This window comes from Nostoc sp. XA010 (genome assembly GCF_020829625.1).
Lineage (GTDB): Bacteria > Cyanobacteriota > Cyanobacteriia > Cyanobacteriales > Nostocaceae > Nostoc.
Map to the genome: position 1 here is coordinate 79,654 of NZ_JAIVFX010000023.1, position 20,927 is coordinate 100,580.

19 protein-coding genes are annotated in these 20,927 nt (G+C 38.5%); 16 read left to right on the forward strand and 3 right to left on the reverse strand.

The annotated features are described in order from the left end of the window. Position 1: 1 nt before the first annotated feature. The gene (locus LC608_RS25800; RefSeq protein WP_229556295.1) at positions 2-1,372 is read right to left on the reverse strand and encodes a TIGR03985 family CRISPR-associated protein; all 1,371 of its coding nucleotides are present in this window, start codon (positions 1,370-1,372) and stop codon (positions 2-4) included. A gap of 102 nt (positions 1,373-1,474) precedes the next feature. Here LC608_RS25800 and LC608_RS25805 point away from each other — a divergent pair, with 102 nt between their 5' ends. The 9 genes from LC608_RS25805 to LC608_RS25845 all read left to right on the forward strand — a co-directional run bounded on the left by LC608_RS25805 (position 1,475) and on the right by LC608_RS25845 (position 12,244). After that, the gene (locus tag LC608_RS25805; RefSeq protein WP_229556296.1) at positions 1,475-1,780 is read left to right on the forward strand and encodes a CRISPR-associated protein Csx3; all 306 of its coding nucleotides are present in this window, start codon (positions 1,475-1,477) and stop codon (positions 1,778-1,780) included. Positions 1,781-1,824: 44 nt separating this feature from the next. Next, positions 1,825-2,748 carry a CRISPR-associated protein Csx3 gene (locus LC608_RS25810; RefSeq protein ID WP_229556297.1) on the forward strand — a complete coding sequence of 308 codons (924 nt, stop codon included), beginning with the start codon at positions 1,825-1,827 and terminating at the stop codon, positions 2,746-2,748. A gap of 64 nt (positions 2,749-2,812) precedes the next feature. Beyond that, complete coding sequence (locus LC608_RS25815) at positions 2,813-4,063, forward strand: Card1-like endonuclease domain-containing protein (protein WP_229556298.1); 1,251 nt, start codon at positions 2,813-2,815, stop codon at positions 4,061-4,063. After that, positions 4,060-5,676, forward strand: coding sequence for a hypothetical protein (locus tag LC608_RS25820; protein ID WP_229556299.1), 1,617 nt, complete (start codon positions 4,060-4,062; stop codon positions 5,674-5,676). The genes LC608_RS25815 and LC608_RS25820 overlap by 4 nt, the downstream gene beginning before the upstream one ends. A 4-nt stretch (positions 5,677-5,680) precedes the next feature. Further along, positions 5,681-6,334, forward strand: coding sequence for an RAMP superfamily CRISPR-associated protein (locus tag LC608_RS25825; protein ID WP_229556300.1), 654 nt, complete (start codon positions 5,681-5,683; stop codon positions 6,332-6,334). A 17-nt stretch (positions 6,335-6,351) separates the two neighbouring features. Continuing rightward, complete coding sequence (locus LC608_RS25830; RefSeq protein ID WP_229556301.1) at positions 6,352-7,908, forward strand: RAMP superfamily CRISPR-associated protein; 1,557 nt, start codon at positions 6,352-6,354, stop codon at positions 7,906-7,908. Further along, a complete protein-coding gene (locus LC608_RS25835; RefSeq protein WP_229556302.1) occupies positions 7,901-9,349 on the forward strand; it encodes an RAMP superfamily CRISPR-associated protein in 1,449 nt (482 codons plus the stop codon). Before LC608_RS25830 ends, LC608_RS25835 begins: the two co-directional genes overlap by 8 nt. After that, on the forward strand, positions 9,346-9,975 hold the full coding sequence (gene csx19 / locus LC608_RS25840) for a CRISPR-associated protein Csx19 (protein WP_229556303.1): 630 nt from the start codon (positions 9,346-9,348) through the stop codon (positions 9,973-9,975). Before LC608_RS25835 ends, csx19 begins: the two co-directional genes overlap by 4 nt. Position 9,976: 1 nt before the next feature. After that, entirely contained in the window at positions 9,977-12,244 is a 2,268-nt protein-coding gene (locus LC608_RS25845; protein ID WP_229556304.1) for a TIGR03986 family CRISPR-associated RAMP protein, read from the forward strand. 55 nt (positions 12,245-12,299) lie between these two features. Here LC608_RS25845 and LC608_RS25850 read toward each other — a convergent pair whose 3' ends face one another. Beyond that, positions 12,300-12,929: a Uma2 family endonuclease gene (locus LC608_RS25850; protein WP_229556305.1), complete on the reverse strand. Its 630-nt coding sequence runs from the start codon at positions 12,927-12,929 to the stop codon at positions 12,300-12,302. A 125-nt stretch (positions 12,930-13,054) separates the two neighbouring features. On the opposite strand from LC608_RS25850, the gene LC608_RS25855 reads away from it, so the two are divergent. Further along, on the forward strand, positions 13,055-13,663 hold the full coding sequence (locus LC608_RS25855; RefSeq protein ID WP_229556306.1) for a DEAD/DEAH box helicase family protein: 609 nt from the start codon (positions 13,055-13,057) through the stop codon (positions 13,661-13,663). 2 nt (positions 13,664-13,665) lie between these two features. Beyond that, positions 13,666-15,708, forward strand: a complete 2,043-nt coding sequence (gene cas3, locus LC608_RS25860; RefSeq protein WP_229556307.1) for a CRISPR-associated helicase Cas3' — start codon at positions 13,666-13,668, stop codon at positions 15,706-15,708. Positions 15,709-15,711: 3 nt separating this feature from the next. On the opposite strand, the gene LC608_RS36980 is transcribed toward cas3, so the two are convergent. Beyond that, the gene (locus LC608_RS36980) at positions 15,712-15,843 is read right to left on the reverse strand and encodes a hypothetical protein (RefSeq protein WP_267871206.1); all 132 of its coding nucleotides are present in this window, start codon (positions 15,841-15,843) and stop codon (positions 15,712-15,714) included. A 76-nt stretch (positions 15,844-15,919) separates the two neighbouring features. On the opposite strand from LC608_RS36980, the gene LC608_RS25865 reads away from it, so the two are divergent. Genes LC608_RS25865 through LC608_RS25885 form a run of 5 tightly spaced genes read left to right on the forward strand, consistent with a single transcriptional unit; the run spans position 15,920 to position 20,818 of the window. Next, complete coding sequence (locus LC608_RS25865) at positions 15,920-17,764, forward strand: hypothetical protein (protein WP_229556308.1); 1,845 nt, start codon at positions 15,920-15,922, stop codon at positions 17,762-17,764. Continuing rightward, a complete protein-coding gene (locus LC608_RS25870) occupies positions 17,757-18,719 on the forward strand; it encodes a DevR family CRISPR-associated autoregulator (RefSeq protein ID WP_229556309.1) in 963 nt (320 codons plus the stop codon). The genes LC608_RS25865 and LC608_RS25870 overlap by 8 nt, the downstream gene beginning before the upstream one ends. Next, positions 18,700-19,470 carry a hypothetical protein gene (locus LC608_RS25875; protein ID WP_229556310.1) on the forward strand — a complete coding sequence of 257 codons (771 nt, stop codon included), beginning with the start codon at positions 18,700-18,702 and terminating at the stop codon, positions 19,468-19,470. The genes LC608_RS25870 and LC608_RS25875 overlap by 20 nt, the downstream gene beginning before the upstream one ends. After that, positions 19,448-20,455 (forward strand): CRISPR system precrRNA processing endoribonuclease RAMP protein Cas6, encoded by a 1,008-nt coding sequence (gene cas6 / locus LC608_RS25880; RefSeq protein ID WP_229556311.1) that lies wholly within the window; start codon positions 19,448-19,450, stop codon positions 20,453-20,455. The genes LC608_RS25875 and cas6 overlap by 23 nt, the downstream gene beginning before the upstream one ends. A gap of 45 nt (positions 20,456-20,500) precedes the next feature. Next, positions 20,501-20,818, forward strand: a complete 318-nt coding sequence (locus LC608_RS25885) for a Dna2/Cas4 domain-containing protein (RefSeq protein ID WP_229556312.1) — start codon at positions 20,501-20,503, stop codon at positions 20,816-20,818. Positions 20,819-20,927: the final 109 nt, after the last annotated feature.

A 20,927-nucleotide genomic window follows, 5' to 3' on the forward strand; every position in this document is an offset into this window, starting at 1 on the left:
GTCAATTGTGATAAAGCATAAATTGGGTAGCGGCATCAGCAGCAAAGCTTTGCCGTAAATCCCAAGGTGTTAAAACTTCAACTTTCGGTTGCCATGCCCGCAGACGCATGACTAAATTGTTATCTCTGTGTTCGTTATCTTGATATCGGATACGTGCTTGATAGTAAGCGTCCGTTTTTGAACGCTTGCCAAGGACTTCTAATAAATCTTGCTGTTGAGGTTGTTTAATTTCACGTTGAATCAAAAGTTGTACTTGCTGGTAGCTAATTTCTTCAAAAGTGTCGTGGCGTTCAGTACCTTTAACGTAGCGATCGCAGAACTGGCGGTCAAATCGGAGTAACATCAGTTGGGAAGGCAAATAGAAATCAAATCCCCATGCTTTAGACATTTGCAAAGCGATATCATCTGGGTTTGGTAAAGACTTCTGTTGATATTGCTGTTGTAAATTTGAGGGCAGTTTCGGGTCTGTCCACTCTAAAGCAACCAAACTCCGAATGTGGTCAAGGCGAAAATTATACCAGTTAGTATATTTTTGAGGGTTTTCGCCGTATGCACACAGATAAACTGCCCTCTGTACGTAGTAGATGCATACAGGATAAACGATACAATCAACTTTATTACCAAGTCTGGCACTACCATAAGTTAGTTTGACAGGTGGAACTGGAGTTTTTGCCCAAAGTTGTCTTAACTGGTATTGCAAATCATCAACTGCATCTAAGGTACTACGAGGAATCACATAATCGAGCTTTAAGAAGAAACGTTGTACTCCATTGATTTTTTGGGAGTGAGTTTCTGCCAACTCTACCAAATCTTCATGCATGAAACTCAATTCATAAGCACCGGCTTTAGCAGCACTTGCCTCATCTTTTGTAGTTACGGGCCGTGGTGGAAACTCGCACACCCGATAGTATTTTTCGTATTTGTATACAAGCCAGCCGAGTTTAGCTAGAGTTTCCAAATCACCCTGTAGAGAACGACGAGTTACGCCAAATAAGCGCCGTTGCAATAAAGTATCCAGTTCAGATTCACCCATGCCTGTATGAGCAAGGATTAATTTTTGCCATTGGCTAGCAACTATTCCTGTTTTTTCGCAGAATAACCATTGGGCTGTGGTTTTAGCACAACGACAATGAGAGTCATGTATGGCGGGATTTTTTTCTCCTTTGGGATGTGTAGGACTGAAGAATGCATTTCGCCAGTCTACGTAAGAAAAAGAATCGTCTAAAATCACACGGTCTTGATTGTCACCGTAAAGCGATCGCAGCCACACCCACAAGCGAATTGCTCGGAGCAGATTTTGCTTGAGATATCCGTGTCCTAAGCACTGCAATAGTTCTATCTCAGGAATATCTTGAAAAACTAGTTCAGACACCAGCCGAGTCTCGATAAAAATAATAATACCAAGATACAACATATTGGAAGACACTTCTTCCAAGCACGTGTATGATGTACGCATCACATAAATCTAGAGGTAATGAGTTCTTACAAAATCGAGCTAAAAGAAGGAATTTTACGGATAAATTTTGGTGAACCGGCTCAAAATGACCAGATTGTGCGCGATGCCGCAGCCCGATTGGAGGAAATGGCAACATCAGGAGAACTCGTGGGAGGGCCACTTCTAAAGATTAATGGGCCTATTTCTATCCCTGTAGCGTTTGTTCTAGCACATAAGCTTGCTCATATATATGGTGCTGTTGCTTTTTACGATCCCAAGTTAGGTAAATACGTCATTTGTATCACACACAATCCATCGTATAAACTAGGAGACTTAATTGATTGATATTTGATTGATAGAGGAGATGGGTGTAGCTAGCAAGAAATTTTATGACAACGTATCACATCAGGCTAGAAGGCGACGTTTTGAAAGTTGGGTTTGGTAAAGATGCCAATGGCGACCAATTAGTGAGGGATGCGGCGGCGCGTTTAGATGAGATGGTGGCATTGGGTGAACTTTCTGGAGGAAAACTACTGAAGATTGATGGGCCAGCATCTGTAGCCGTTAGTTATGTAATCGCACATAAGATATCTCAGCTTTATGGTGCGATCGCTGTTTTTGATCCTAAGATTGGTAGACAAGGATACAAGACTTTTATTACAGCGATTTCTCAAACTCCGGCATACAAGATAGGCGAACTAATTGAAACGGATGAACCCCACAAGAGTAAACCAATTCTCAAAGTTGTGCTTTGTGGCCCGCCACAGTCTGGTAAGTCATGTCTGCGTGAAGGTTTAAAGCAAGCAATTTCTCAGATTGAAGGCGCACCCTATCCTTATGTGATTACAGCTTGTCCTGATGGCGAAGGTGCATGGTTTTCTGATGCCGCACGGCGCGATCTAGATTTAGCCAGACAACTGAAGGATGAGTATAAAGCCAAGTTCACCCCAGAGTTTGCACAAAAAGCGGCTGGGTGGGTACAGAGTGCTAATACACCACTCAATATCATTGATGTGGGTGGGAAAATTACTGAAGAAAATCGGTTGATTATGCGTGAAGCCACTCATGCAGTGATTTTAGCAGGCGATCGCGCTAAGGAAGAAGTTCCGCTATGGGCAGAGTTTTGTAGGGATTTGAATATACATATCATTGCCAATCTTCATAGTGATTATCACGGTAACGAAGATGAGATTGTTAGCCAATCACCGTTGTTAACTGGTAGCGTTCATTACCTCGCACGGGGAGAGGATGTTTCTTCTCGTCCGATGGTGCAGGCTTTGGCGCGGGTTTTGGTGGGGTTGTGTGGAGGGTAGATAGCCAAGAGAGTGAAGCAAAACCTGAGCATTTCAACAAACACAGTTATCTGGACATGACAAAATGAGTAAGCTAAATAATCATAAAGTTGATCATTTATTTTTACTGGTTGGTGAAAACCCTTTACCAAATTATGTTGCTGCAAGGACATTATTAAGGGAAGAAGGAATAGTTTATCTGGTATTTACCAACCAAACAAAAAATCAAAAAAACTGTTTACTAGGGGTAGATGGTTTAGGAGGTTACAAAATTAAATGCAAAGAAATAGACTTAGCTAACTACGAATCTAATTCTTACCATATTCGAGAAAGAATTCAGAAACAAATTAAGTATTTATCTCCTGGAAGTGTTGGTTTAAATTACACAGGCGGAACTAAAGCAATGGCTGTCCATGCTTATAAAGCTGTTCAAGAACTCAAGCCAGATGCAGTATTTAGTTATCTTGATCCACGAAGGTTAAAAATGTGTATTGACCAACAAGGTAATCAAACACTTGAATTTGATCTACATCTTGAGCTTTCTTTTGAAGAAATGTTCAAACTACACAATAGAAATTACTGGTTAGAAAATAAGCCACCAGAAAAAGAAGCTATATTGCCTGATATAGCTGCAAAAATTTTAGGAATTTATCAGGATGAAATATTAGCAGATAACTGGAAATTATGGCGCAAGAATCAACTAAGGCGCTTGACTAAAAATGGTGATTATTGGAAAACAGAAGAAGAGATACAAAATATAAAATCAATCCCTTTACAGGAATTATGCCAACCTATAAAAGATATTCTTCGACAAGAATTAGATACATCAACTACAGAAATACGTCTTGATATCACTCGAAGAAAAGGTTTTAAAAGTTTAACTCAGATTTGTGAATGGTTGGATGGAACTTGGCTAGAAAGTTATGTTTTAAAACAGGTACAAAATATCAAAAATGAATATGATATTAAAGATTGTATGATGTCATTTCATATTAAAGATACAAATCTTGGGAAAGGGTGGCGTGAAAGATTTGAATTTGATGTGGCATTTATAAAAGGCTACCAATTATTTGCAATTTCTTGCACAACAAGTAAAGACCATAAATTATGTAAACAAAAACTATTTGAAGCACATCTACGAGCAAGACAATTAGGTGGAGATGAAGCCAGAGTTGCTCTAGTTTGCTTGTCTGAACAACCTGGATGGATTAGGGATGAAGTTAGATTTGCTATATCTGATAAAAAAATAAAAATATTTGGGAGTTCAGATTTGACAAATCTAGCAGATGGTATTGCTGATTGGATAGAAAGTAATAATGAGGAGGCGAACGCATGAGTAAGTATGTTGTAACAGTTATAGACACAACAGGAATCCAACCTTATATTTTTACTAGCAACCGTCTTCGAGAAAATATAGGTGCTTCTTATCTAGTTGATAAAGCAACTGATGATTGGGTTAAAAAAATATTAGAAGAAGAATTCAAGATACCTAGAAACAAGCAATATGAACCAATTAATACTAGCGGTTTCTCTGCGGAAATTATCTATGCAGGTGGTGGTAATACTTTACTATTATTTACATCATTAGATATTGCCAAAGAATTTACTAGAAAATTGAGCCGACATATATTAATCCATGCACCAGGAATTAATCTTGTTGCTGCTCATAAAGAATTTAGTTGGAACGGATGTTTATTCTCAATTGTTCAAGGCTTAATAGATAATGAACTAGAACAATTAAAGAGAGCAAAAATATCATCCTCACCACTATTAGGTTTAGGAGTAACAGCAGCTTGTAATTCAACTCAGTTACCAGCAGTAGGGATGACTGATAAATATATTGATAAAGATGAGCAGGATAGGTATCTTATATCTAGGGAAACCGAAGCAAAGCTAATAGCAGGTAAACGGGCTATTCAAGAATTAAGAATAAAGTTTGAACCATTCTTTGATAACAAGGTAGATGATTTTGCTTATCGCATGGATCATCTAGGTCGTTCAAGAAATGAAAGTAGCTATTATGCTGTTATCCATGCAGATGGTAATAACATAGGCAAGCGGTTTAAAAGTTTTGGGGAAGAAGGGATGAAAGCAAATCCGAATGACCCCAATCAAGGCTATATAAACGCGATGAGAAATCTTTCTAAATCAGTAAATAATGCTGGTATAAAAGCCATTAAAAAAGTTATAAAAAGTATTATAAGTTCGATTGATAACGAAGGTAAAATAATGGGTAAATTCTCTCTATATCAAGATGAAGATGGAAAAAAGTACTTGCCTTTTCGTCCACTAATTTATGGTGGAGATGACATTACTTTTATCTGTGATGGCAGAATGGGTTTAGAATTAGCAGCAATTTATTTACAGGAATTAGAACAACAAAAAATAGCTGATGGTAAACCTTTATTAGCCTGTGCAGGAATATGTATTGTTAAATCTCATTACCCCTTCGCTAGAGCGTATAGTTTAAGTGAAGCTTTATGTAGGAATGCTAAAAAGTTTGTTAAAGAAGAAGACGAATTACGAGGTAGGCAATTTTCTGGTATAGATTGGCATATTGCCGCAAGCGGTTTATTTGGTTCTATTGGTGAGATTCGTCAACGTGAGTATAAGGTTAGCGATGGTAATTTAAATATGCGTCCAGTCCTGATACAAGATGAAATTAACCAATGGCGTACTTGGTCAAATGTTACTAATACAGTTATCGCATTTAACGAAGGTAAAGAATGGAAAGACCGGAGGAATAAGGTTATTGCTTTTCGGGAAAAATTGCGTGAAGGCAAAGACGCTGTAAAACAATTTCGTACAGCTTACAAAATAGATCAATTACCTTTTATTAAAGGTGGTGATGAATTAGCACTTCAATCAGAAGGCTGGATGGAAGAAAGTTGTGGTTATTTTGATGCAATTGAAGCAATGGAATTTTATTTTCCTTTAAAGCAGGAGTAGTTTAGTGGATATTTACACTTTAAAAATCAAATTATTAAGTGATGCAACCTTTGGACGTGGTGATGGTGTTGCTGGTTCAGTTGATCAGGAAGTTGAGCATGATACCTATGGTTTTCCTTACTTGCGAGGACGGACTTTAAAGGGTTTATTGAGCGAAGAATGTGATAACTTCATTGCTGTATTACATGACAATATACGTCAACATTGGGAAGATGTTGCTTGTCAGCTATTTGGTAAACCGGGGAGTAGTCTTGATACTATCGCACAAATCCAAATCGGTAATGCTTGTTTACCAGAAGATTTGAGACAAGTAGTTGGATATGACTTGAAACAAAAGAATAGTCAATTAAACAAGACTGACATTTTAGAATCCTTAACTACTATTCGCCGTCAAACATCTATAAATCCAAAAACAGGAACACCAGATAATAAAAGTTTGCGTTCATCTCGTGTAATATTGCGCGAACTCGAATTTATTGCACCTTTAAGTTTTGAATCTACACCCAATAATAATGTTTTAGCACTTTTATCTGTAGGTGCTTTCGCATTACGGCGAATAGGAAGCGGTAGAAATCGGGGTCGAGGTTATGTCAAATGTAGCTTATTTTACCCCGAATCTAATGAAATTAAGGATGATTATTTACATCATTTTTTATAAGTCTAGAATATAGGTAAATGAAAGCAATAACTTTTCTACTCAAAGCAAAACAGCCAATTCTTGCAACTTCCTTTGAAGGAGATCCAAACAGTGATGTTTCCTATTCTTATATATTGGGCAGTATGATTCGAGGTGCTTTAATTGGTCGATATTTAAAGATAAATAGGCTAGAAAATACTGATATATTAGCTGATGTAACTGTTAGACGTTTATTTTTTGATGGCACTACTCGCTATTTAAATGCTTATCCATGCAGTAAAACAGGAAAACGAACTCTTCCCATATTGCTGTCATGGAAAAAAGAAAAAGGTGTAGAACTCAAAAATGAATCAGATGGTATAGAGATATTTGATTTTAGTATAAGGAAACCTAGCAAAGAAGTATTAGACTCTCCAAAAGCTATTAGTGAATATTTTTGGATTGAAGAAGATGGATATCCAAAACTATATACAGTTGACCATAGAATAAATATTCATATTTTCCGCGATCGCAGTAAAGGACGTTCAACAGAAAATGAAGGAGAAATATTTCGTTACGATGCTATAGATGCAGGACAGACTTTCCAAGGTGTTATCCTATGTGATGATTCTGATGAAAAAATTATCCAAGACTTATTAATCACTCCAGATATTTGGTTAGGAGGTTCTAGAAGTGCTGGTTATGGTCATGTAGAAATTTCACAAGTAAAGTCCCATAATGGTTGGAATGAGGTCGGAATTGCTCCAGAAAAGAGGGTCGGCGATAATATTCTGAAAGTTACCCTCCTCAGCGATTTGATTCTACGAGATGAATGTGGTCAATATACTGCAATACCGCCAACTAACTTACTTTTTGAAGTATTAGGAATAAACTTAGACAAGCCCAGCAATGCTTACATGGATAGCACTTTTATAGGAGGCTTTAACCGCAAATGGGGATTACCTCTACTTCAAGTATCAGCAGTTAAAGCAGGTAGCGTCTTTGTATATGAAAATGTCCAAATCAATGCAGATAAAATAAACATTTTAGAAACAGAAGGCATAGGGGAAAGGAAAACAGAAGGTTTTGGCAGGGTAGCGGTTAACTGGTGTACAGAAGAATGTTTTACTGCTAAAAAACCTAAGGTACTCCCTCGCAAAGACAAACCTCAATTTAAAACTTCAGAATCTCGTGAATTAGCACGCCAAATTGGAGAAAGAATATTACGGCAAAGATTAGAACAATTACTTCTAGCGCAAATTGAACCACGTAGACTGCAAGCAAATCAAATGACTAATAGCCAATTATCTCGACTAATGATAGTTACAAGACAAGCATTAGATAAAAATAGTCGTGAACCTTTGGATACTCTCTTTAGTCAACTGACTAAAAGTTCTCGCAGCAAATACGAAAGTGCAAAATTAGGAAATCAGCCCTTAGAAAAAATAATTAAGCAGTGGTTAGATAATCCAAGAGAATGGATGGGAACTGAAATAAAAGATATTCTCATTGGTGAGGAAAAATGCAGTTTAAGTGATTCTCTAGCTATAGAATATACTCTACGTCTAATTATGGCAGTAGCTAAAAACGCAACTAAGGAGAAAGCTGATGAGTAATCAACGCTTAAATCGTCACCAGCGTATTATCCTTGAACGTATCATCATCAAAGCAATCCTAATATTAGATACTCCTACCTGTTTAGGAAATGGTGGTGCAGATGGCCCTACAGATTTAATGTTACTGCGTGACAGCATTAGCTGCAAAGCACTCCTCACAGGTGCGTCTATTGCTGGTGCATTACGGAATTACTTGCATGAATACCAATATGGTTATAGTCAAGAGGAGAAAAATGACAGCTTATCTACGTATCTATTTGGTGGAAGACGCAAAGATGAAGATGGTGAACAAAGTCCTCTGATTCTCCATGACTCCATTAGTAATGAAATTCCCAAAGTAGAACTAAGGGATGGAGTCAAAATTGATATTACCACAGGGACAGCACAAAATTCTGCAAAGTACGACTTAGAGCTTTTAGCAGCAGGAACTGAATTTCCTCTTTATTTTGAGTTATTAATTGAAAAAGGAAAAGATAAAAACCAGCTACTTGAAGCTTTGAGTATTGCTTTACAAGGTTTAGAAAATTATGAAATTAATATTGGCATGAAAAAACGCCGAGGATTCGGTGTTTGTCATGTTGAGAAATGGCAAATTTGGCAGTTTAATTTGAAGGATTATAAAGATAGATTAGCTTGGTTAACTTTTGATAGAGATGATTGCAAAGAAAAGTATAGTCAAGATAATTTAGCTATAGAAGGTAAGATAATAGATATATTTAAAGAAAAAAATAGAACAGATCAACGCCATCGGTTTTATTTGAAAGCTACTTTCAAATTAATCGGTTCTTTACTCATTCGTTCTAGTCAATTTTCTACAGATGCTGTACCCGACATTGTACACCTAAAATCACAACGTAACAAGAAGGATGAATCAATTTTACCAGGAACAAGTTTTACGGGAATTTTGCGGCATCGAGCTAAGAAAATAGTTAAAACAATCGGTGTTGCAGCAAATTTTATTGATGACATATTTGGGATAGCTGAAGAAAATAATCAAGATGCTAAATCGAGTAGATTAATAGTAAATGAAACTGTCATTGAAAAATCAATTTCTTTAGTACAAAATCGAATAGCAATTGACCGCTTTACAGGTGGTGCATTACATGGTGCATTATTTGACGAACAACCAATATTTGGTGGAGACGAAACAATAATTACTTTAGATTTAGTATTACCTCAACCAAATAATGCCGAAATTGGTTTACTGTTACTTTTAATAAAAGATTTATGGACAAGTGATTTACCCGTTGGCGGTGAAAGCAGCATTGGAAGAGGAAGATTGCAGGGAATTAAAGCAGAAATGAGACGATTTACACCAGATAAGGGTGAAGAATATTGGCAAATCATTCAAGAAGAAGATAAGTTGCACATTACTGATGCGAATATTTTAGAGAATTTTGTGAGTGATTTTAATAAATTAGTCAATCAAGTATTAGCATGAATCAAAAATTATGTCACGCTATCTCTGTTGATGAGATTAGAGATAATGATAATAGCACTCTGATGGATTGGTTGCAGAAAGAAGCTCAAAAATATCATCTCCAGTATCTTTTAGCTCATGCTGAAGATGGTGTTATCTGGGGACGTTTTAATGAGGATTATCAACTGATCACTGCCGAAAGTGTTTTCTATAAAAATACTTTTAATGTTGATTTACCTAAACTTAGATTACTAACACTACAACAGTGTCGAATTTTTGGAGAAAATGGTGATATTTTACTTTGGAAATCTCAGGACAAATGGAAAGCACAGTTTATCAAAGATAATCCATCAATAGAACATATTCATGAAGAACAAATTCTTTGGGGGACTCAAAAAGAGAAAGGTAAAAACGAAGAGGATGGTGAAAAAAATGGATTTACTTTACTCTCCGATGGTTCTCAAGGACTAAAACACGCTGTTCCTTTAACTGGGTTAAGCAATTATTTTAGTCAAGATAAAAAGAAGCTTTATCGTCCAGTACGTCTAGTTATCAATCACTATATTAAATATGATGAAGAAACAGGTATAGCCAGAATTTTTCTCAGTCGCCTTGTATCACTAAAAAAAGTAAAAACAGGAGCTTAGTATGAGTCCCAAACATATTCATGATGTACCTGAAAATAGAAAAGCAGTTGCACCTTATAACTTTGTTGAGCTTCCAGACACAGTTGTTCAAGCAGAATTAGAGGAAAATGGGAAGTTGCGTAATAATGACCTTTACTATCAGGATAGACATACTGGTAGAATAGAATGCACTTTAACAACTTCCTCACCTCTCTATATTCGCTGTGGGCTAACACTAGAACAATTTAAGTTTGTACAAAAACAACTCAGAGAAGGAAAAAAATACACTGATTATCCTGATTTTTTCTATAACCCTGTAACGAATAAACCTGAAATTGCAGGTAGTAGTTTACGAGGAATGTTTAGAACACTCATAGAAATAATCAGTTTTAGCAAAATTGGCAAAGTTTCTGACGCTCAAAAATTCTTCTTTCGTGCGGTAGCTGCCGAGAAAGATGATCCGCTTAGATATCAATATAAACTTGAAAAATTAAAAGCAGGTTATTTAGAAGAAGAAGCAGGTAAATGGTACATCCGTTCAGTTATAGAAGTTAATGATTCTAAAAATTCTTATTTTGAAGTTAAGGAGCGGGATATACAAATTTACATGCCTTCTCTGATAACAATGGATAAAGAGAAATATTTACCTCAATACATAGAAATTACTTTTGATATTAAGAATAATCCTATACAAGTCAGTGAGAGAGACATTTACCAATTTAAAGGTTGGCTGGTAACTAGTGGAAATATGTTAGAAACCGCTAATTTAGGCGAAGTACAGCGTAAAGCAAAGCTTAGAAGCAAAGAAGGACGAAAGTATCACTACATAGTACCAGAAGTAGATAATTCTGCGGATGCACATAGGTTTGAAATATGTGCGGATGCAATTACAGATTATAAACTTTCACTTACTGACTATCAAAAAGGTAAGCTCTTTAAAGAAAATAAAAAAAATCAATTTCATCCCGATAATGGAATTCTGAAAGTTGGTATACCTGTTTTTTACTGTGAACCTCTTAAAGAACAACCTGTAAAGTTATTTGGTCAAAGTCCTAATTTTCGGATTCCATTTTATCCCAAAGGACATAGAAAAGCAGCAGATGCGATTGATTTTATTCCCGAAAATTTACGGGAATCTTCAATTATTGATATTGCAGATGCAATCTTTGGTTTTGTAAAACAAGAAAAACAACCTAAAGACGTAGAACAAAGCCGTGCTGGTAGAGTTTTTATAACTAATGCACAATGTAAAGCAAATAATAATCATATTTGGCTAGAAAGTCATCCAATTATACCTAAGATTCTTACAAACCCTAAACCTACAACATTTCAACACTATTTAGTTCAGCCCGATGAAATAAATGCTGAAAAGAAACATTTAAAACACTATGCTAGTGAGCCAATTAAAGATACTGTGATTCGAGGACATAAACTTTACTGGCACAAGGGAAGCAACCCAGAAATTAAACATCCAAATCCTGATGAAGCTTCAGATACTCAGCTTACTCAATTAAAACCAATTAAACCTGAAGTAAATTTTGAGTTTACTATTCATTTTGAAAACTTAAGTAGTGTTGAACTAGGTGCTTTAATGTGGGTAATTGATATCGCTCAAGATAACAAATATCGACTGTCTTTGGGAATGGGTAAGCCTTTGGGTATGGGTGCTGTCAAAGTTACCCATGAGCTTTACTTGAGTCAAAGAAAAGATAGATACACTAAATTATTTGATGATAGTAGCTGGCATATTCCAGAAACAGTAGAAAAATCTTCTAAATACAAAGATGATTTTGAGGAATATATCCTATCTCAACTGACACAAGGGGGAATTTACGAGAAAGTAAGAAAGTTTACTCAAATACCTAGAATACAAATGTTATTGGCTATGTTGACCTGGGAAGAAAATCCTTCATCAGACTACCTAGAACAAACAAGATATATGGAGATTGAGCGCAAGAAAGCGCCCTGTATAGGAAATGATCCAAACGAATATAAAGAAAGGCGAGTTTTACCCACCCCTTTAAAGGTAATTAAAGAAATTTTACCATCTGAAGAGCTTACAGAAGGTCAAGTTGTTGAAGGTACTGTTATTAAAATTGACCGCCAACAAGTTCCAGATGGAAAAAAAACAAAATTGAAGACCACTATCACCTATGAAATTCAAGGTTCTGATTGTCCTTCAAAAGAAGAAGTTAATAAGCAAGAAGTGAGCCTTACTATAGGAGATATGGTCAAAGTAAAGATTGAAAGATGTCAAGGTACAAGTGTTAGAAAAGTAAAAAGAGTTTAATAATATCTGAGATTAAGCAGAAACAGCGATTGCACATCCAATTCTCATCATCTCCTTAACCCATCTGTCCTCTAACCCACTCCCTAATCACTTGTCGGAAAACTCGTCTTCCTACCATACGGTATCTTTCAATTAGTGAGGGAATTTCTTGAATATTCAGATTAGGAAACACTAAACTTGTTTCTCTTTCAAGATATTCCTCACCTTGCAACTGGTAAATTTTGATTTCTCCAGAGTCATAAGACCAAATTTCAGGTACGCCTAACCGTGCATAGATTGGAAAGCGATCTAAAGATTTACTGGTAACATCAATTTCTAAAGCTAAATCTGGAGGTGGGTCTTGATTTAAATCAAACTTGAGTTTACCTCGAATTAAGGCTTCATTTTGAAAATAAAAACAATTATCAGATTCTATTCCAGCTTTTTTAAGTTCTCGTTTCCAGGTAGTTGAGCCGTAACACTCATAATCTAGCGCCAAAACTTCAGCCGTATCTTTGATGATGTCACCAATTATTTCTTTGTAATATTCGTGTTCTGGTAACGGTGTCATAATCTCTAATGTGCCTTCATCATAAGCTACTCTAGCTGAACGGCTTTCACCTAAATCTACTAATAAATTCTCAAACTTTTGCCAACTGATATTGTAAAGAATCACTCGGTCAGCGCGATGTTCAGTTAGTAGCATAATTCCTCACAGAATCAGTAAACAGTTAATGATAATCAGTATTCAGTAAAAACTTGGTATAAGTTTCCAAATTTACAACTGATTACTAACTAATATCAAAATTATCCTAATTCATTTTATCAATTATGATTAGTGAATATTTCCAAACCCTCACTACCTTCGCCCCGCGCAACTTTCAACGAGAAGCGATCACTAAACTCTTACAGGGTCAAGATATCCTCCTCCGCGCACCAACAGGGTCAGGAAAAACGGAAACAGCGATCGCACCTCTCCTCTTCGCCAAAGCCCTGAATATAGACTTCCCTAATAAACTCATCTACGTTGTACCCCTGCGAACCCTAGCCAACAGCCTTCGCCAACGTACTGAAATATTAGTTGCGAACTGGGAGAAGGTTTGTCCATCATCTCGTTCCCTAGCTGTCACCTTACAAACAGGAGAAAATTCAGAAGATCCACGGTTTGAAGGTGATATAGTCTTCTGCACAATTGACCAAATGTTGAGCAGCTTCCTGAATATCCCTTACTCAGTTGGTCGTGGTTCTGCCAATGTTAACTCAGGAGCGATTTTTGCCTCATATCTGGTATTTGATGAATTACATCTACTCGATCCAGACCGCTCTTTTGCTACTGTTCTGAAAGTTTTACAACAAGTCAAAGGTATTTCACCTTTTTTGCTAATGACCGCGACTTTAACTAATGAACTTGCAACCCAAATACAAGCATTAATTGATTAACAATGGAAATTATTCAAGTTGAAGATGCAGATTTACAGTCGATAGAAGGCAATCGCCGTCGTACCTTTCAAGCTGTGTCCCATCCTCTTAACGCTTCAGTAATCCTAGACGATATTCGAGCTTATGGGCGTAAACGAGTGATAGTCATCTGTAACATAGTTTCTCAGGCTCAGGGGTTATTCCGGGATTTAGAGGAACTGAACTATGAGGGAATATTACAGATTACATTGTTACATTCTAGATTCCTACCAGAACACCGCGCCCAAAAAGAAACCAACCTCAAAAGCATATTTGCCCAAAACTGGCAAGATGATGATGATTGCTACGTTTTGATTTCTACGCAAGTAATCGAAGCAGGAATTAACATCACCTGCCAAGTCATGCACACTCAACTTTGTCCAATGAACTCGCTTTTACAACGGGCTGGACGTTGCGCTCGGTTTGGTGGTGAGCAAGGGGAAGTCTATATTTATCCTACTGTCGAAGTTAATCCAGCTTCTTGTGAAATAGCGAGCGCAGATTTAGAACTAGAAGAATCAGCACCTAAAAAGCAAAGCTTTCTGCCATATCCTCAAGAAACCTGTGAACTCACATGGCTTGTGTTACAGGAACACAGCCAATCTGTACAGGCCAATGAAAATATCGGATTTCGTACTGAAGAACAATGGATAAATCAGGTTCACACTACAGAAGACTTACTACAGCAACAGCGACGACTTAACAACCGGATGAATTTTGAACAACGCTTTGAGGATGCGTTTTTCAGAGGGGATCAATCTGCTGGGAGGGAATTGATTCGGTCAATCGATAGCCGCAGTGTATTTATCTGGGAAGAAGATGGCTTAATTGATATTGAAGAGGAAGTAGTTGACCCCCAAAAACTGCTAAGTTTTTCGCTGCCTGTTTCAACGCTATGCAAAGTCTGGCGGGAGTTCCAAAATATGGAATTTGGAGCAGACTGGATTTTTAAGCAGATTGAAAACCCGAAAGGGAAAGCAGAAACGTATAGTCAACCTGTTTGTACTCTAATTAAATCTCGTGAGGCACTTATTGGCAGTATACGGATTTTAGTCAATCCTCGCTATGTTCATTATGACGAACATATTGGCTTGTTAATTGGTATTGATGTTTTCGGGAACCACTTTGTTTCTCCTGATAAGTCAAAGCGTGCAATTGCCAGTGAGTACCGCTATAAAATGGACAATTATGTAGGGCATCTAGTATTGATGTGGAAATGCTGGCGGGAGGCATTTGCAGCAAACCGATTAAAAAATGGAGTGTCCCAAGAAACTACTTATACTAGTGTTCGTGATGAACTGTTAGCGGCTGGTGGACGATTTATCAAAGGTAAAATTTTCCCACAGGCACAGGAGAAAGAAGCAGAAGCTTTATTTGAAGTATTAGTATTTTTCGCTATTTTTACCCATGATCTGGGCAAACTACAAGTGAAATGGCAAGAAGTGATGCGGGGATGGCAAACCATTGCTCATTCTTCATTCTCTGGTAGAAACCCTGGAAAACATCTATTAGCGCACACTGACTACAGCCCAGAAGACAGACACCAACGAGATGCCCTCAACGCCTACGAAAAGAAACACAAGCGTCCCAACCATGCTGTTGAAAGTGCTTACTTAGCCCAAGATATTCTCAAACAAGCGTTAGTACCCTTACTGCAAGATGATTTTTCCGCAGATACAGAACAAATTAAATACATCTGTCATACAGTAATCATGGCTGCGGGTCGTCACCATTCTGCCTGGGCAGGGGGATGGGATCAATCAACAGTATCCAAGATTGGAAGTATACAGTTACATCCACAGGCAAAGCAAGCGATCGCTGACAGTTGGCGGAGTATTCATAGGTTTCTACCACAGGCATTACCTTTAGCAAAAGCAAACTTGAGTAAAGATATGTACTTGATTAAAAAAGACTTTGATTTAAATAGGTTTACATCTGAGGAAACTGAATATTTACAACTTTATTTACTAGTGGTGAGAGCTTTGCGCCTTTGCGATCAGCGTTCAGTACAGCTTCACAATCTTTAGCTATTAACGGAATCGACTAGCGAAGTCTTGATTTATCCCCTGCGGACACAGGCGATAAATCACAAGTACAGCAAAGGAAGTATCACTTTGCTCTAACTCTAACCAATGCGCTTCGTATTGGAAAAGGTCTGACATATTGTGTTGGAATAGCCCTCTTCCAACGGGGTATACAATCTTTGCAAGTACACAACGCTCATGGGTAAAACGCCAGATGATAGAGCGCCTATTTGTCACTAAAAAATTCGGCACTTATGCCGACACCTTTCTAATGCTAGGTCTGGTGCAGCTTGTGGAATATGCCCTGAAAGCGACTAACCAAAAAATCGGCATTCAGCTTGTGGATGAAGGGACACGCTACTGCATCCAGTTGAAGAAGGCTGTGAATTTAGAACCAATAGGTAAACTAAGCTACACCAACCCGTTTCCACCAGTCAAAGGTAAAAAGACAGATATCAGCAAAATATCTCAGGAAACAGTTATTTTTGACACAGTAGAACAGAGCGATGCACGAAAACTTTATCGAGATTATGTATTTCAGCAACGGGGTAAAATTCACTTGAATGAAGATGCACCAGATGCACCAGATCCACCCCATCCTAGTACTCAAAATGGTGTAGTCCTAACTTCGATGCGCCACGATCGCAATCATAACGAACTGTGGCAATTGGGTTGGCAGAACAAGGATGACTACGGCATTTTGCTTGTTACCCTCTTCCAAGCTTTTAGCCAGGAGAATTACTCTAGCTTAAATGGAGAAACTAATCAGGTTGCGAAGTTATTCAAACAAGCAACTGGTCGCCAGTTGCCTCAAGAGGGCAGTGCTGTCAAGGTTTATCTGCCCACATCGGTTCAGGGAGTTAACCGCATCAAGGCAGATAGCAACAAAGTAGATTCCCAAAAAGCAGATTGGTTAAGCTTATGGTTGATTGCGGGAGGATTATTCAGCTTTGGGGTTGCTGAACGGGTCAAGATTGCCGAACGAGTTTATGACTGGCGAGTTGTAGCGTTGGAACCATTAGATATTCAGTTGAGCAAATATCGGGAGGTGTTAGACAAATTACGCAAATATAACCCACCTTCTGGAGGACATGGGATTGCCCGCTTTGATGCAGAGTTGGTGTTACGGTTTTGTCAACAACTATTGAATAGTCATCCATCTCAAGCTGATGCAGAACTAGATGACTTTGACCTATGGCAACCGATCAACCATTTTGTCAGCAACTTTGTAGGCACTCACTTTGGCTCCAAAGGGCAAGTTTATGGTGTCAAAGAAGTTTTTACCTTGGGGCTTCCTGGGTGGATTAGACCAGAAAATTCTGAGGAATTGACAGATTATCTGAAGGTTCTAAATGAGCATCTGTTTGTGATCAGTAGCCTATCGGCGGAAGAAGGACACAGCGAATTGTTGGCTGCATATCGAGATTTTATTACTGGCACAAGTCTTCGTAAGTTTTTTCGTTTTCAGGCCAGCTACGCCGATTACATAGTTAAACGCTTGGCAGATCCCAAAACAAGACCTCCCCGTTTATTTTCAATTGCTGGACTGAATACTATGACTAAAAAAGACACAGATTTCACCAAAATTACTACAGACCCCAGCTTTCTCCGCATCGCTAAAGCAATTAATCAAGCAACAGTATATGCAGGGAAGGTGAAAACCCAACAGGGTGTTATAGAACTAGATTGGCAACGCACCTATGGATTGGCACAGCGTTTGAGCAGTCAATCAGGCTCCAAGAAGGATTTTTTGAGCGAAATTACTGATTTTCTGGGGAAATACCAAGCAGAAAATTTACGCTTATCTGAACAGCTTCTCAAGGAAGGCAAATCCCTCAAACGAGTTTGGACAACTAAGGAAGACCTCGACCGATTAGTTGAATTGGTTGAAAACTATGACACAGTACTGGTTGCCAATTTGTTAATTGCTTACGGGTATGCCCGTTGGACAAAGGCGAAGGAAGTGGATTTGGAAGATGAGAATGCAGATATTAATGATGACCAAGATTTAAACAACTTGGAACCAACTGAGAATTTAGGAGAATCCAACAATGACTAAGACAAAATTTCCGATTTATTCAATTTCTATAAGCGGTGTACTATCCTGGCAACTTCATGCTCTGAATAATGAAGGCAACGAGGGCAATCAATCGCTAACGCGTCGCTACTATATTATTCAGAAAGACATGACTGAACCTGAATATGTTAATGGAGTTTCCGGGGATATGCTCAAACATATTCAAGCAGAACATCTGCACCGGATTGCGATTCAGGAAGGACTAACACTTTCAGAAGGGGGAAAGCAATTTCATCCTGACCGTATAGGTTATGACTTGGAAAAAGGACTTCCGGTTTTTACGCAGTCAGACACAGATTTAACTGCCAAAACTAACCAAGTACTCCAGCGTTGCACAATCAGCGACTTAGAGGGATTTATGGTGACAGTTAAAGGTGGACAAACTCTAAAACGGGAATCTGTAATTGAGTTTGGGGCGGCTGTAGGTTTACCAACCTTAGTCAAAACCCAGAGCTACTTCCATGCGAAATATGGAACAGATAACCCAACTCCTTACAATGTACAGGTCAGTTCCGGTTTATATGCAACTGTCCTCAATATTGAAGCCTTTCGCATTGGCTACAATCCCCACAATTTTAGCTACAGCATTGATCCTATTGAGCGCAAAAAGCGGCTAGATGTCCTATTAAAAAGTGTGCTTTATACCTACCTGCAACCCAATGGTGCAAAGCGCAATACCCATTTACCTCATCCTGACCACTTTGAAGGTGTGATTACTGTTAGCACTCGCCGTTGTCCCGCACCAATGCTCAGTCCCTTATCAGCAAGTTACAGCAGCCAAATTCATAGCTTGGCTGACACCCTGAATAATCTCAATGGTGCAGGTACAATTCACTGCTTTGATTTTGAGACAATTGCCCAGTTCGCTGAACAAATTCAAACTCTAATTGAGCAATCGCAACCTTGGGAGAGTAACAATGCCGAAGCCATCGAATAAATCAAAATCCTCACTGCCAAAAGAGGAGCAGCAGGTGAAAGCAAACTCCAACCAATGGTTAACTGTCACCTATCAGCCCGTTAGTCTATTCTCCCTCAAACGCTCCGATGCAACGAGCATGGCGGCTCGGTCTAATCTAGTGCCAACTCCTTATGCGATCAAGATGGCGTTGCTGAAAGTGTTGCTCGAAAGTCAAGGAAGGCAGCATCAAAGTAATTTTGAGCGATGGATTAAAAGCGAATTTACCTGGATTCGAGACTTACAAATTTATATTTGGCCACCAGAGCAATTGGTTGTGAATCGCAACGGCTATAAACTCCGATACTATGACCAAACTGCTGATAAGGCAGATAAGAGCCGGACAACAATACCCATGCAGGGAGGGTTTGTCTTTCGAGAATGGGTGCATTTACAAGGACATCTACAAATTTGTTGTGGTGGGTGCGATCGCTTGGCAGAACTAGAACGGCTGTTTGCTCAAATTAACTACTTTGGCAAACGGGGCTGTTTTTTTCAATATCTTCCTGAATACAAACAAGAGACTTGTGAACCATTATTTCAACCAAATCTCATTACTGGCTTTACAGCACAGCCAATGGATGATTTGGGTGAAAAGGCTACGTTTAACCGAATCAATCCTTTTTCCACTGAGAAAGCACAACTGGACAAAGACCGAGTAATTAAGCCTGGATTTCTACCTTTACGACTTGTTGCTACAAGCGCCCGTTATGATATGTACCAAAGATACTGAAGTCACATTCGCTGGACTTAGCGTAGTTCTCAAACAATTAGAAACTTCAATCAGCCCCACCCCACTGAACTCTTGGCTATCAGAAACCCAGCTTTTACCAATTTGGATTCCTTTACGGATTAAGGAAGGTGTTACCAAAATTATGCCTGTATTGCCAAACTCAGCTTTATATCCAAATCTGATGCAATCTATTTGTCAGCAGATTGCTCAGAATACCTTGGTGGAGTGGTGGCAAAAACCCTATGAACTAGCAGGGGTTGAAGTAGATTCCGATGCTTTGCATGTGATTCAAGTTTCTGTTGCATCTGCCGCACCCCTACCAACACTGGGACGAGCCATCCATGCTCAATGTTTTCAGTGGTTTGCTAATGCCGATACTGCCTTAGCTGAACACTTGCATCAACAAAATACCTTACCGTTAACTGTGGCAATGCAGTATGTTTCTCCACAAAAGATGCAGTTGAGAATTACTTTGTTGAAAAAAGAACTGCTAGCACCTTTACTTTGGGGATTAAGTACCAACCTGGGAGAGTCAATCATGCTGGCAGGCACACCTTGCCAATTGGGAAAATGCATAGATATCCTGCAAGCGAGTAGTTTTGAAAAACTAGCGCAGGTAGCAACCCAAAGCGCGATTGAGTTACGCTTTCTTTCACCTACTAGCTTCAAGCAAAATCGAGGAGTGCAGCCTTTCCCTCTACCAGAATTGGTTTTTAACAGTCTATTGCGCCGTTGGAACACATTTGCTCCGCCAGAACTACAATTTCCCGAAGTTGAGTGGAATGGTTTAGTTTCTGCTTATGACCTCAAAACCCATGCCTTAAAAATGGAAGGTGGAGCAGAAATTGGTGCCCAAGGATGGGTAAAGTATCGATTTTTAGATTCCCAACAAGCAAGAATAGCCACAATCTTAGCTCATTTTGCAACATTTGCAGGGGTTGGGCGTAAAACAGCGATGGGAATGGGCCAAGTGCAGAAGTGTTGAATCTCGATTACGGGGCTGAACTAAAATACGCATTCAAACGAAAAGATGAATGAAGATTACTTACCCTTGGCATACCTCAATGCCTGGGAATATTGTCCACGCAGATTTTACCTTGAATATGTCTTGGGTGAAATGTCAGATAACGAGCATATTATCTTGGGTCGCCACATACATCGCAATATCAATGAAGAAGGAACACTTCAAGAAGGGGAAATGCTAATTCATCAGCAGCAGTGGGTGTGGAGCGATCGCTTGAAAGTCGCAGGTATCATTGATGCAGTTGAAGAATGCGATGGTCAACTTGTCCCTATGGAATATAAAAAAGGGAAGATGGCACAACATCTTAATAGAACTCTTGCATAAATATTTTGTGGTATAATCAAGGGTTGCTTTTCCCTATATTTGAGGTGGTGAAAATATCATTAGCATACCAAGCTTTTTGATTGAGTATGAGCCAGCGATCGCTAGCTAA